We start from the raw sequence: 14,078 nt of genomic DNA on the forward strand, positions 1-14,078 counted from the left end.
TTCAGTACCTTCACAGTCACGCGCAAAAATCCATTAAAAATTGCCTACGGCAATGGGATTTTTGCCTGCTGACCCATGTTTTCGTACGGTCAGCGCAGTAAATGCGCAGACCTACTGAACAGTTACAGGGATTCTTCTTTGAAAACCAGCTTCGGGAGAATCCCTTTTTAATGCTTTTATCTTATTTATTATTCAGCCTGCTTTTGTACATAAAACAGGCGAGAATCAAAGTCGCAGCTCTCTCTTCTACCATCCATATACTGTCCGGAAGAGGCGTCACTGGTAATCAGTCCTAAATTCATCAGTTCGTCGCCATAGTGGGTGCTTACGGCACTTTCATGTCCTTCTGTATATTCCGTAACAATGTAAAGATCGGATTCTTCCAGTCCCTGTAAATATAGCCGCGTAAACGGACCATTGGCGACATTCAGTGTCCGGTACCAGCCGACCAGGGCTTCTGTGCGGTCCTCACTGACTGCCATCCAGGCAGTGATATTGTTTTCAAACGGACTGGAAAGTCTGTAAAAAGTACCATACTGAATCAGGGACCGGTGCTGTTTCATAAAGGCGGTCTGAATTTTTAATTCAGATAGCTCATCTTCTCCGAGCTGTGCCAGATCCAGTTCATAGCCGAAAGTTCCGAAGAACGCGGTATTGGCACGTGTCCAAAGCGGTGTCTGACGATGAAGCTGATGATTCGGAGAAGCAGATACATGGGATCCCATCGAGCTGATCGGGTAACCATAAGAAGTACCGTATTGAATCCGCAGGCGTTCAATCGCATCTGTATCATCACTGATCCATCCCTGCGGTGCGTAATACAGCATACCTGCATCAAAACGCGCTCCGCCGCTGGCGCACGATTCGAACAGAATGTCCGGAAAGCGTGTTGTCAGCCGCTCATACATTTGATAAACACCCAGAATGTAGCGGTGAAATACTTCTCCCTGCTGTCTGGCGGAAACTCCTCTGCTCCATACATCACTGAGACTTCGGTTCATATCCCACTTGATATAGGAAATGGAGGCGCCTTCCAGAATCGATGCAATCTTTTCATAGATGTAATCAAGGATCTCCTGCCGGGAAAAATCCAATACATACTGGTAACGTCCGTGACAAGGCGTTCGCCCTGGAACCTGAAGGATCCAATCAGGATGCGTGCGGAATAAATCGGAATCGGCATTTACCATCTCCGGTTCGATCCAGAGACCAAACTTCATGCCGAGCGCTTCTATCTTCTGTGCCAGTCCGGAAAGACCGTTTGGCAGACGGTCGCGGTTTGCCTCCCAGTCTCCCAGTCCGGCTTTTGAGCTGCTTCTGGCACCAAACCAGCCGTCATCTAAAACAAACAGCTCTATGCCGCATTTCTGCGCTCTGGAAGCCAGCTGTAGAAGTTTCTCTTCGGTAAAATTGAAGTAAGTTGCCTCCCAGTTATTGATCAGGATTGGGCGCTCGCGATCACGCCAGTACCCCCTTGCCAGTCGGCGCCGGTACAGCCGGTGAAAAGTCTGGCTCATGTCGTTAAGTCCCTGAGAGGAGTAAACAAGCACTGCCTCCGGAGTCTGGAAGGTTTCACCAGGGTTCAGCTCCCAGCTAAAGCCAAACGGATTAATTCCTATCATAAGACGGGTGGTTCCATGTGACTCCACTTCTGCCTGAGCCAGAAAATTACCGCTGTAAATCAAGCTGCAGCCAATGGCTTCTCCCTGAAATTCGTCAGCCGAAGGGCGTTTTAAAATAATGAACGGATTCTGCTCATGGGAAGAATGTCCCCGGGTGCTGTCAATCGCCTGAATGCCATACTCAAGCCTGCGTGTGTGGAGCGCGCGCTCTCTCGCCCATGCCCCAGAAAACTGCATCCACTCATAATCGTGGTCAGGAAGATCCAGGCAAAGACTCATCGCGGTCTGAACCTGTATAGAAATGTCTCCCTGATTGGAAATAGAAGCACTTCGGGCAATGACACCGCCCTCGACAAATATTGTATATAAAAGATGCAGCTCCAGATTAGTATGGGTATCTTTTAACGTAATAATAAGAGTTTCAGCTTCCCCGTCCTGTTCAGTATAAGTAGCAGGAAGTCCTGGCAGTTTTGGCTTTCCGGATGTAACCTGATATCCAGTAAATTGAAAATCTGAATAGGTACTTCCATCATTCTGGAGAATCTCTACTGCCGGATGCCGGTAATCACCGCTTCCGTAAGTACCGTACTCCAGCTTAATATGTCCAAGTGAAAAGGTGCGATCGTTTTCATAGAGATAAGATGCCATGTCTCTGGGAGCTAATTCAAGAAGGTATGAGAAATCTTCCTTGTCACGAATCTTTTTCCCATAATACAGCTGTCCCATATGTCCGTTTGGAAGAACCATCATGATATAGCTGATGGTCTGGTTATATAAATGAAATATCTTCGATGATTCGTGATATACAATACTCATATCCTTATTTCCTCCTGTTCATCTGTCGCTTGTCATTTAATCAGATATAGACTGCTTGCTAAACTTTATTCTACCAGAAAATAGATTAAATGAACAGACTACGGACAGGAATATGGAAAATTCTATAAATTTGATTCTGTCTCTGTTATCGGTTGTGTGTACGTGTATGTGAACGGTAACGATTTATTTATAATAACGAATGGTCAGGTAATGCCCTGCGTCAATATGGTCATCCGAAAGACTGTTCATCTGGCGCAGCTCCCGTACATACTCTTCAACTGACTCCTCCGAATCTGCACAATATGTCTGAGCAATGCTCCAGAGCGTATCTCCATCTTTCAGATGAATACTGGTATAGTACTTTTCCGGTCTAGTATCTGCTTCTTCCTCAGCCATCACATACATCAGACTCCGTCCAAAAAAGCCCGAAAGCAGCATGATGAAAACAACAGCTAAAACCATAACACCTTTTTTCAACGTATACATTTGCAATCTTCTCCTCTCGTGTTTTGTTGGAATCGTCTTTTTGTATTCAAATCTGTTCTTAAAGAATGAGAAGAGATTTGAATATTATAAAAATGTCAGGAACATTTGTTCTGTATAGCTACATTATACGATGCGAACAAATGTTTGTCAATGGTTTTGAAAGAAAAACGCAAACATTTGTTCGCAGCTTGCTAATGTTCATGCATACGTGCCCAGTAACGAAATTTTCCGTGGCTTCGCATTTAAATACGGCAAATTTCTGTTGCCACCACCTTTTCTTACGGTACTTTCGGTTTCAAAAGCGCCGTAAGAAAACGCAGCTTTGCTCGTAAGCAGCAGACACCTGCTCCCTATAAAAATCTAAATACTTTAGGTATATAGATTTTTATAGGGAATCATACATATTGCACAAAACTGCGCTGCTATTTCTGGCAAATATAACCACAAAAGTCGATGAAACTATTCGCGAAAGCATCCTTTCACGAATAGTTGATAGTTTCATTCCTATTTTTACTATCAAAATCATAATCTATGTATAACAATAATCATGTATAACATATATATAACATACCACAGAATCAGATTGACGCCCTTGTGGTTTCATGATAATCTATATACATAAAATAAAGTATGACGCAATTTGAAATTTCAGTTTAAATCGAACGTTATAAGACTTGGCGCATGATCTTTGCAAAGCACTTCTTTGAAATCAGTTTGATAAGCAGAGTATTATCTCGCGTAACTGTCTACATGAATATGAACAGTTACCATCTCGCAGCAAGAATGTCAGGGTATTAAATAAACAGGTAACTGTTCAGTACCTTCACAGTCACACGCAAAAATCCATTAAAAATTGCCTACGGCAATGGGATTTTTGCCTGCTGATCCATGTTTTCGTACGGTCAGCGCAGTAAATGCGCAGACCTACTGAATAGTTGCATAAACAGTTACAAAAAAATAGATTGGAGAATATAGAATATGGGAGAAATTAAACAGGCAAACTTTCGAATCGATTCCGATACAGCGGATGCTTTCCGTGCATTTTGCGAACAAAAAGGAATGAACCAGGCCCAGGGCTTTGATCATGTGATGCAGGTGTTTGAGTTAAATCAAGCCAAATCCTCAATCCCGGGGAGAGGTGTCGAGATTGAGGAGTTTGAAACCATGGTTAAGTCCATCACCTCCGCATATCTGTATAGCTTGGAATTGAACCAGAATGCAGAAGCCAGAGCACGGGAGGAGTTCTCTTCTGAACTCCAGAGAAAAGAACTGCGCCTCACAGAGTTACAGAAAAAAGTAGAACAACTTCAAGCAGAAAAGAAAAAAATGGATGCGGAGTCCGCTTTGCTGACCAAGCAGGAACAGACACTCACCGAACAGCTAGAATCGCTCAGAAAAGGTGCTGCTGACCAGGAGCAGATCAACCAGATGCTGAAGGAGAAACTAGAAGAGGCACAAAATCAGCTGAAGAAAAATGAACATTCAAAAGAATCAGAAGAAATGCTTAAGAATGAGCTTTTACAATGCAAACAGGAGCTTCATGATACGGTACTTGCTCTCTCTCACTCTCAGAAGGAACAGGAGGTAAAGTCAGAGTCCTATCAGCATGCATCCGATCGGATTCTGGCACTTGAAACTGAAAATAAAGAACTACAGCAGAAACTCACAGAACTTACCCAGGAATTATCAAAACAAAAAGCAGATGCTGATATGGGTCTTCAGCAATGCAAAGCCCAGGCGGAGCTTACGATGGAGCGCGCACTATTCAAAAAAGAACGGGAAATGCAGGAACTCCTTCGTCAGGCAGACAAAGAAAATGCCCGTCTGGAAGTGCTGCTTGAGCAGGCAAGAGAACAGCTTAAAAAAGAAAACATTGATAAAGACGAACAATAGTTTGCATTTTGCCCGAACATATGTTACTATATATAATATAATAAGGGCTTACTATAGGCCAGACCTTTCAGTGATTCAGCTGCTGGTCCCATCAGGTGGGCGTTCGACTTGTATCCTGCCAGAATCACTGTATATCCGATATTAAAAACATTTTATATACTTCATCGACAGGAGGAATCTATATGGCACAGGGACGTATTACAGATAAACAGAAAGAGATCTTGGAATTTATTAAAGCATGCATTTTAAAGAAAGGTTATCCGCCGACGGTACGTGAAATTTGTGAAAAGGTACAGCTTAAGTCTACCTCTTCTGTCCACTCTCATCTGGAACAGCTTGAGAAGAACGGATATATTCACCGGGATCCGACGAAACCGAGAGCCATCGAGATCGTTGATGACACCTTTAACCTGTCCCGCCGTGAACTGGTGAATGTACCCCTTATCGGTACTGTAGCAGCCGGTGCGCCGATTCTGGCTGATGAGAATGTGGAGAACTATTTCCCGATTCCGGCAGAACTGCTTCCGAACAGCGAAACTTTTATGCTGAAGGTCCGCGGCAATAGTATGATCGATGTGGGCATCTATGACGGAGATCGTGTTATCGTGGAACAGACCAGTGTCGCAGAGAATGGCGAGATCGTGGTTGCACTCATCGATGATTCAGCTACCGTTAAGCGTTTCTTCAAGGAGAACGGTCACTATCGTCTCCAGCCGGAGAATGCAACTATGGATCCGATTATTGTGGATAAAGTACAGATTCTTGGCAAAGTAATCGGTCTGCTGCGCCTTATGCGGTAACCTCTTGGTTTACTGACGCTTACCTTTTGCTTATTATCATGAAAATGACAGAAGCATTATGTGGCAAAATTTAACTCAAAAGCTCTATGCTATTCGTTGACGTCCGGAGATACTGTACGCTCAATTTTATAGAATAGAGCTTTTTTGTTCGTATGATTCATTTTTGCAATACGCTTCTTTCAGTGATTAAACCGGTGCATACCGCTCAAAAAGCCAGTCTTCCAGTGCATTTAAGTTATCATCGGAATGTTCTACTTCCCGGGCATATCTCCAGGAGATTTCTTCCACATCCTTCATGGAAAGTTTCTTTCCATTTTCCAGCCATCGGACCATCAGAAATTCCTGTATCCAGCGGACAGAGAACAATGCCAGTTCCATCTTGGAACAGACCATATCGTCGTAGACAGCCCCGCAAAAATAGGTATAGACAAAAAACATTAAAAGCTGCTCACCCAGATTTTCCCATTCTTCTTTGTGACTTCCTAAACTTCCATATGCCTTATGAAATTCTTCGCAAATTTTATGATAGGTTTCCTCGCTTCCCTGATACAGCCACTTTTCAGCACCATCCAGCACATCATCCCATTCCGGACGCAGGCGTTCCAGACCGCGTAGTACCTGCAATTCTTCTATCTGGCGTGCCCACCGATGGAGAGATGCTGCATCAATGCCTTTTTCAGCAAGACTTTCTGATACAAATTCCTGAAGTTTTTTTCTCTGATGATGAGCTTCACAGTTTCGCAAAAGTTCATCAATTTCATATTCCTTCTGCTCTTCCACCCGGATCTGATATTGTTCTGTCAGCTGTTCGGATGCCGACATTCGGAGTGTCAGAGGAAGGGATCGATCCTGTAAAATCGAAAACAGAACATCTCTTGTATCTTCCAACTGGGAAAACATCATAAAATCGAATTCTTCAAAATCGTCCTCCAAATCGTCCTCTTCTTCCAGAAAACGGACCGGTTCTTTACAGGAAAGAATGATTCTAGCCGCCTCCGGACAGGACAGGGAAAGAGACAATTCCCGAAGTCCCTCGTATTCTTCCGTATGTCTCGGGTACATCCGGCAGGTATCACAAAGAGAATCTGGTCCCAGTGCTTTATAAAGATCGCAGAGATTTTCTTCATTTAAAAATGCACAGCGCCGATTGTTCTGGTAAAAACATTCTTCATCCCAGTCAATAGAATTGCGTAATCGCGTTCCGAACTCGCTCTTTTCATTTCCATATCGCTCCAGAGAGGTTTCATCAATCATGATCTGCCATCCGGCACAGCAGCTATCCGGACAATCTCCTGCTGTACAGACAAATTTATCATAATAATGTGGTTTTAAATATCGCATTTATTTTCCTTCTTTCTTTTTATATAGATCCAGGCACATAAGGCAGTAAAAATAACAGCCGCAGCAATCCATACCGGCCATACCGGAATCGGACAGACTCTTGCGTTCATCATGTTCAGTCCCTGATGAAGTGTGAAAGCACCAAATATGGAAAAAATAACAAATGCCAGTGTATTCAGCAGCCCATCGGGAGTTTTGCTCTTTAAAAGATATCCAACCAGCATTCCGAGAATATCCGCTGCAAAAAGTCCCAGAGAGCACCCAATCCATACAACAAAGGCTGATTTCATGCCTTCATTGGCTCCGAACGTGATGGCTGTAAGCTGAGTCTTATCTCCCAGTTCTGCCACAAAAAATGTACAAAAAACAGCTAAGGGTGCAAACTGAATCTTTGATTTACCGCCCTCATCCTCTTCTTCTTCATCATCACCGGCAAGAGTCGATGCGGCGAAATACAGAAATGCAAGTGCTGCAATCATCTTAATAAGCCAGTCAGGAATAAATTCACTGACAAGTCCGCCCGCCAGAACCGCAAGACCATTCAGAACAAGAATCGCCGCCGCAGTTCCTAGTATAATATCTCTCAACTTATATTTTGAAGTGAGAGCAATCAGCATAAGCTGGGTTTTATCGCCCATCTCTGCGATAAATTCTGTAAAAAACACTTTAAAAAACAGCATCATTTTTCATTTCCTCCTAGATGTAATGCATGTTCCCTCACCGCTCACTGTCGATTATGATGTCCTCCCTTTTTTGCATCAATGCACAAAAGAAAAACTCATGTATATCAACTGACAGCTATGCATGATACAAAAACTGTCGTCCATCGATATACATGAGTCTCATTATTTAAGATTTGCCAGATTATACAGTTGCTATAATCAGAATGTTGACAAACCACACTTTCGCGCTAACTACTCCCTCATGGAATATTGAATTTACTTGATAAATAGTATCAAATAAAGAATGTGTTGTCAACGGAATTTAACGCTTTTACCTACGATTGTCTCATTCGGGTTATGATCTCATTTGCCCTTTTGTAAACTTCCTTTGGCTCCACCCCAATGAAGAATTTCTGGTCTTCATAGAGGATCTTGCCGTTGATCATGGTCATCTTCACATTCTGTTTGCTTCCGCTGTATACCAGGTTTTTCATCAGGTTGTTGATAGGTTGCATATTCGGCTGGTTCAGATCGATCATAATCAGATCCGCCTTTTTGCCTTCTGCAAGGCAGTCGCAGTCTGTCAGTCCCATTGCTTTTGCACCGCCGGTTACTGCCATTTTCAGAACTTCTTCTGCTGGTACTGCAGATGCATCCCGATCATGAAGTTTTCCCAGTCCCGTCACTAAAAACATTTCCCGGAACATATCCAGGCAGTTGTTGCTGGCTGGTCCATCTGTGCCGATGGCCATATTGACTCCGTGTTTCAAAAATGCCGTAGTGTTGGCGATGCCGCTTGCAAGTTTTGTGTTGGATCCAGGATTGGTTACCGCTGTCAGTCCTTTCCTGCGGAAGAGTTCTATTTCCTCATCGGTAAACCAAATGCAATGATATCCACCGCCCCCATGTTCAAATAAGCCCAGGGAATCCAGATAAGCTGCAGGTGTAGTTCCATGGCGCTGTACACACTCTGCCACTTCCCGTTCTGTTTCTGACATATGAGCAAATACAGGAGCCTTGTAGCGCTGTGACAGCTCGGCAATCTTTTTTAAGAGTTCTTCGGAACAAGTGTATTCTGCATGAAATCCCAGACAATACCTGATCAGCTCATCATATTGGTTGTAGGTATTAAAATCTGCCTCCACTTCCTCCAATGAAGAGGAAAAATCATTGATTCCGCTGACGAGTACACTCCGGAATCCACATTCTACCGATGCTTTAGCCATCATTTCTGTATTCAGATACATATCAAAGCAGGAGGTAATACCGCTGGTCAGGTATTCCATGATTCCCAGTTTGGAGAGCCAGTAGATATCATCCGGCTGTAATTTTGCTTCCATCGGGAAGATCTGCTTTGTCAGCCAGTCCTGCAGCGGCATATCATCCGCATAGGATCGAAGAAACGTCATGGCTGTGTGCGTATGTGCATTTTTAAAGCCCGGCATGATGAGATTTTTTTCTGCATCGATCTCACGGTCCCACACATTGCCGCATTCCTTATGAGGACCTACATATGTAATAGTGTTCCCTTCGACCCATACCTCTCCGTGGATGATATCCATATTTCCATTCATCGGAAGAATCTGGGCATTATAAAAACGAATATTCATGTTCTACCTCTTTCCTTTGTCGTAAATCTCTCCAAGTGCACGAGGAGCACGATTGTATTTTGAGAAGAAAATCAAAAGCAGCATTGTAACGATATAAGGCAGCGTCATGGCAAGATCCGAGTAACTGCTGGGCATCTGCATCTTCTGGACAAGATAATAGCCTCCGGATCGGGCAAAACCAAACAGCAGGCAGGATCCAAGTGTAGGAAGGATCTTCCAGTTTCCGAATATCATGGCTGCAATCGCCAGATATCCGTATCCCACATAGATGTTGGAAGAAAAGTTCGCTGAAATGGAATAAGCAAAGCTGATTCCAGCCAGACCGGACAGAGCACCGGATACAAGGACTGCAATCAGACGGATCCGGGTAACATTCTCTCCTGCTGCGTCTACTGCGTGAGGATTATCTCCACAGGCACGAAGATTCATGCCATAACGCGTTTTATACAGCACATACCAGGCAACAACTGCGATCAGAAGGATCAGGATCTCAAATGGATAGACATCTTTAAATGCGGCTCCAATTACTGGGATGCCGGAGAGCAGCGGAATTGTAAACCGTGCAGACACACCCAGAACAAATTTTTCCGAAGCTGCACCGAACACAAGGCGGTTTAAAAGTTTTGTAAAAAATGCAGTCAGTGACATAGCCAGGATATTGATCACGACTCCGCCAATGATCTGATTTGCCTTCAGACGGATACATAACAGTCCATATAAGAGCGAATACAGCATTCCACCTGCCATGGCACATACAATTGCGAGATAATAAGGAACCTGGGAATTGCTTCCAAAATAGCCTGCAGCCAGAACGGCCACAAAGGCGCCTATAAATGCCCCCATTCCCTGCAATCCCTCCAAAGCCAGATTCGTCACGCCGCTCTTTTCGCTGTAGATCCCTCCGATTGCCATTACGAACAGCGGGATCGCAAAGGATAAACCATCAATCAGGATTCGTTCCATCAGCTGATCCCCCTTTCTGTCTCTTCATTTAACTCTTGTTTCATTCGATTCACTTTGTAACGGATATATACACCGCAGGCGGAAAACAGCAGGATCAATCCGGTGATAACGGATGCGATCTCTGATTCCAGACCGGATGCTGAATTCATGTAGGTACTGCCCTTGCTGATCACTGTGATCAGAAGAGATGAAAATATGATGCCGATGGGATGGTTTCCTGCAAGAAGTGCCACTGCGATGGCATCAAAACCGGTGCTTGGAAGGACGCGGGGCTGAATCGAACCAAAATACCCCAGGTAGTACGTCACTCCTGCCAGGCCTCCTAATGCACCGGAGAACATCATCGCCATGATCATGCTTTTGCCAACATTGACACCTGCATACATGGCCGCTTTTCTTCCAAGTCCCACGCATTTGAGTTCATAGCCAAATACGGTGCGATCTAACACGAACTTCACCAGGACTGCAGTCAGAACTGCAAGAAGGATTCCTAAGGGAATATCCATTTTCAAGTTTCCGACGGGTGTGTCCATCAGAGTCAGGCGGGATGCTTTCGAGACGGCCTGGGACTGCCTGGAACCGGATTGATATAGTACGTGTTGATGAAAAAGCTGATCACATACTGGGCCGTATAGTTTATCATGATCGAAGATACGACTTCATTGATATTAAATTTGTATTTTAACCAGCCAATAAGTGCACCGATGAGTGCACCAACGACTGCTCCGACAATCAGTACGCATGGCTTAGCCACCGCTGCCGGAAGGGAACTATATCCGATCACCAGAGTTGTGATAAAACCAGAGGTAAGCATCTGACCGGAGACACCGATATTAAAGAGTCCGGCACACATACCGACTGCTACTGCCAGAGACGCAAAAAGCATCGGAGTCCAGGCATTCATATAACTGGTGAAGTCGGTCAGCATATTCTTATATCCGGCATAACTCGGTTTCGGGAGGAATCCAGCCCCCTGAAGAAGGTTACCATAGGCCGACAGAGGATTCTTGCCAAGCGAAAGAATGATCACAGCTCCAGCCAGAAGGCTTAAGAAAATGGCCGACATGGGAATGGTGATACCCTGGTATTTTTCATTTCCCAGGAGTCTGACAAGCATCTTTTTCAATCTGTGTTTAATTTTCAGCATTTTGGTGCACCCCCATCATAAATTCTCCCACTTCATTTGATGTAAGCGTTTTTGCAGCTGCTATTTTCTGGATTTCTCCATTATATATTACTCCGATGGTATCTGCACAATTCATGATCTCATCCAGCTCTAACGAAATCAGCAGGATTGCCTTTCCTGCATCTCTCTGTCGGATAATCTGCTTATGGATATTTTCGATGGCTCCGATATCCAGACCTCTGGTTGGTTGCACAAAGATCATCAGAGGAGACTGAAGTTCAATCTCTCTTCCGATGATGGCCTTCTGCTGATTACCGCCGCTCATGGAGCGGACAATGGTCTTGTTTCCCTGACTGCTCCGGATGTCATACCGGTCAATCAGTTCATTTCCGTACTGGGAAAATTCTGCTTTATCCAGTACACCTTTATGGGAAAATGGTTCTCGGAAGTAGTTTTTCAGTCCCAGATTTTCCTCCAGGGTAAAATCCATGACCAGGCCGCAGCTCTGCCGATCCTCCGGAATATAAGAGATTCCTTCCAGGGTTCGTTTGCAGATGGAGTAATTGGTGATATCGACTCCATTCAGAAGAATACTACCTGAAGCTGCCTTCTCAACTCCTGCAATCGCATCTGCAATCTCAATTTGACCATTGCCGGATACTCCGGCAATGGCAAATACTTCTCCGCCGTGGACAGAAAAGGATACATTTTTTACTACTTCAAAATGATCCTGATTTTTTACAGTGAGATTCTTTACCTCTAACACAGTCTCCCGGTAATGAGGCTCTGATTTCTCTACTTCAAAAGAAACTTCCCGTCCAACCATCAAATTGGCCATCTGCTTTGTAGAGGTCGTGGCGACATCTAGAACATCGATGAGCTTTCCTCTGTTTAAAATCGCACATCTATCTGCAATTTTTTTGATTTCCTCCAGCTTATGGGTGATCAGGATGATGGTTTTTCCATCATCTCTGAGGTTGCGGATGATCGTCAGCAGGGATTCAATCTCCTGAGGCGTCAGCACTGCTGTCGGCTCATCAAAGATCAGAATTTCAGCTTCCCGGTACAGCATTTTCAGGATCTCGACACGCTGCTGTGTCGATACACTTGTATTTTCGATCACATCGATCGGATTGACTTCCAGACCGTACTTCTTAGAAAGCGCCTCGATCTCCTGATCTGCTTTTTTTAAATCAACATAGGGAAGGATTCCAAACAGTTTGTCTTTCTTCTTTAAACCCAGAATAATGTTTTCTGTAATCGTGTAATTCTGTACCAGCTTAAAATGCTGATGGACCATACCAATATTGAGTTTTGTTGCGTAGCTTGGAGAATGAATCTGTTCTTTCTTACCCCGGATGAAGATCTCACCTTCATCCGGTTCATACATACCAAATATCATGCTCATCAAAGTTGATTTTCCGGCACCGTTTTCGCCAAGCAGTGCGAAGATCTCACCTTTTTTAATTTGAAGCGTCACATCATCGTTTGCCACGATACCTGGGAAACGTTTTGTGATGTGCTTCATTTCAATGATATATTCCGACATTTAAGCCTCCTCATTTTCTGGTACAGAACGTATTATTTCAATCCTGGGAAATCTTCCGGCTCAATTCCGTTAAAGTTTGCTGCCGGAACGATAGTTCCATCTTTTACAAGTTCATATGCTTCGTCCATCTTCTTCACGGTATCCTCAGACATGCTTTGACGTCCTTCCTCTGTTACATAACCAACAGAATCAGAATCTGCACCTAACAGAGCGTTTGCTCCCTGGAAACCTCCGTCTGCGATAGCATTTAATTGTTTCTCTACGTTCATGCTCATAACTTTCAGTACAGAAGTCAGAATAATGTTATCAGAACCGTTAGCACCATCATCATACTGGTCTACGTCACAGCCTACTACTTTTACATTGCCAGCTTCTTTAGCAGCAGTAAATACACCGTTTCCAGAACCGCCTGCAGCTACGAACAGAATATCACAGCCCTCATCGATGAGAGCTTTTCCAACAACTTTACCGGTTGCTTCATCTGCAAAGCTTCCAACATAGTTTCCACCTACATTTTTATTGGTAACGTCAACGCCTGCGTAAGATGGGATCTCTACGATCTCAACACCGGTATCATATTTCTCATTTGCGTAATTGACACCACTCTCAAAACCGTACTGATAGTTTACATTGCTTGGGTATGCAATACCGGTTACTACAGCTACCTTTTTGCTTTCAGACTCCAGTGCAGCTGCCATTCCCGCGAAGAAACCTCCTTCCTGCTCCTTGAAAGTCATTGCATAAATATTATCACATTCGATGTCATTACCCTCAGAATCGGTCGGATTCGTATCTACAAGGATAAAATCTACATCTGGGTTATCGGTTGCGATGGTTCCGATTCCGGAGAATTGGAAGCCCGGGCATACGATCACATTGTAGTCTGCAACGATATCAGCAACTGCCTGAATAACTGCAGCCGGATCACCGGTTTCCTCGCGAACCGGAGTTACGGTTGCTCCCGGATGAGACTCGATAAATTTCAGGATACCGTTGTAGTTATCCTGGTTAAAGGAGCCGTCATCTACACCGGATGGACTGGTCACGATGGCGATCTTTAAATCTCCATCAGCGTTCTCAGCAGAAGCTGCTGCTGTTTCAGCCGTATTTTCCTTTGTCTCGGCTGTATTATTGTTTCCACCGCATCCTGTCATTAACGCTGCGGATACTGCTACACCTGCTACAATACCAAATAATTTTTTCATCAATC

12 protein-coding genes are annotated in these 14,078 nt (G+C 44.2%); 2 read left to right on the plus strand and 10 right to left on the minus strand.

Annotation, left to right across the window (positions count from 1 at the left end):
* Positions 1-188 precede the first annotated feature (188 nt).
* A complete protein-coding gene (locus tag DW085_RS03725) occupies positions 189-2,438 on the minus strand; it encodes an alpha-galactosidase (protein WP_118491403.1) in 2,250 nt (749 codons plus the stop codon).
* A 183-nt stretch (positions 2,439-2,621) separates the two neighbouring features.
* The gene (locus DW085_RS03730; protein ID WP_022359414.1) at positions 2,622-2,924 is read right to left on the minus strand and encodes a LysM peptidoglycan-binding domain-containing protein; all 303 of its coding nucleotides are present in this window, start codon (positions 2,922-2,924) and stop codon (positions 2,622-2,624) included.
* A 978-nt stretch (positions 2,925-3,902) separates the two neighbouring features.
* On the opposite strand from DW085_RS03730, the gene DW085_RS03735 reads away from it, so the two are divergent.
* Together DW085_RS03735 and lexA are read left to right on the plus strand one after the other, a co-directional pair.
* The gene (locus tag DW085_RS03735; protein WP_118491405.1) at positions 3,903-4,817 is read left to right on the plus strand and encodes a hypothetical protein; all 915 of its coding nucleotides are present in this window, start codon (positions 3,903-3,905) and stop codon (positions 4,815-4,817) included.
* A gap of 182 nt (positions 4,818-4,999) precedes the next feature.
* On the plus strand, positions 5,000-5,617 hold the full coding sequence (gene lexA / locus DW085_RS03740) for a transcriptional repressor LexA (RefSeq protein WP_022359416.1): 618 nt from the start codon (positions 5,000-5,002) through the stop codon (positions 5,615-5,617).
* A 186-nt stretch (positions 5,618-5,803) separates the two neighbouring features.
* Here lexA and fliB read toward each other — a convergent pair whose 3' ends face one another.
* The 8 genes from fliB to DW085_RS03775 form a co-directional block, all read right to left on the minus strand.
* Positions 5,804-6,958: a flagellin lysine-N-methylase gene (gene fliB, locus DW085_RS03745; RefSeq protein ID WP_118491407.1), complete on the minus strand. Its 1,155-nt coding sequence runs from the start codon at positions 6,956-6,958 to the stop codon at positions 5,804-5,806.
* On the minus strand, positions 6,946-7,641 hold the full coding sequence (locus tag DW085_RS03750) for a TMEM165/GDT1 family protein (RefSeq protein ID WP_118467698.1): 696 nt from the start codon (positions 7,639-7,641) through the stop codon (positions 6,946-6,948). The genes fliB and DW085_RS03750 overlap by 13 nt, the downstream gene beginning before the upstream one ends.
* Positions 7,642-7,955: 314 nt before the next feature.
* Positions 7,956-9,230 carry an amidohydrolase gene (locus DW085_RS03755; RefSeq protein ID WP_118491408.1) on the minus strand — a complete coding sequence of 425 codons (1,275 nt, stop codon included), beginning with the start codon at positions 9,228-9,230 and terminating at the stop codon, positions 7,956-7,958.
* 3 nt (positions 9,231-9,233) lie between these two features.
* Positions 9,234-10,193 (minus strand): ABC transporter permease, encoded by a 960-nt coding sequence (locus DW085_RS03760; protein ID WP_106999892.1) that lies wholly within the window; start codon positions 10,191-10,193, stop codon positions 9,234-9,236.
* Positions 10,193-10,699, minus strand: a complete 507-nt coding sequence (locus DW085_RS20145; RefSeq protein WP_284525704.1) for a hypothetical protein — start codon at positions 10,697-10,699, stop codon at positions 10,193-10,195. The genes DW085_RS03760 and DW085_RS20145 overlap by 1 nt, the downstream gene beginning before the upstream one ends.
* 32 nt (positions 10,700-10,731) lie before the next feature.
* Entirely contained in the window at positions 10,732-11,340 is a 609-nt protein-coding gene (locus DW085_RS20150) for a hypothetical protein (RefSeq protein WP_284525705.1), read from the minus strand.
* Positions 11,327-12,868 (minus strand): ABC transporter ATP-binding protein, encoded by a 1,542-nt coding sequence (locus DW085_RS03770; protein ID WP_118491410.1) that lies wholly within the window; start codon positions 12,866-12,868, stop codon positions 11,327-11,329. The genes DW085_RS20150 and DW085_RS03770 overlap by 14 nt, the downstream gene beginning before the upstream one ends.
* 32 nt (positions 12,869-12,900) lie before the next feature.
* The gene (locus DW085_RS03775; protein WP_117795415.1) at positions 12,901-14,073 is read right to left on the minus strand and encodes a BMP family ABC transporter substrate-binding protein; all 1,173 of its coding nucleotides are present in this window, start codon (positions 14,071-14,073) and stop codon (positions 12,901-12,903) included.
* Positions 14,074-14,078: the final 5 nt, after the last annotated feature.

It is taken from the genome of Clostridium sp. AF50-3 (assembly GCF_003477445.1).
GTDB lineage: Bacteria > Bacillota > Clostridia > Lachnospirales > Lachnospiraceae > Otoolea > Otoolea fessa.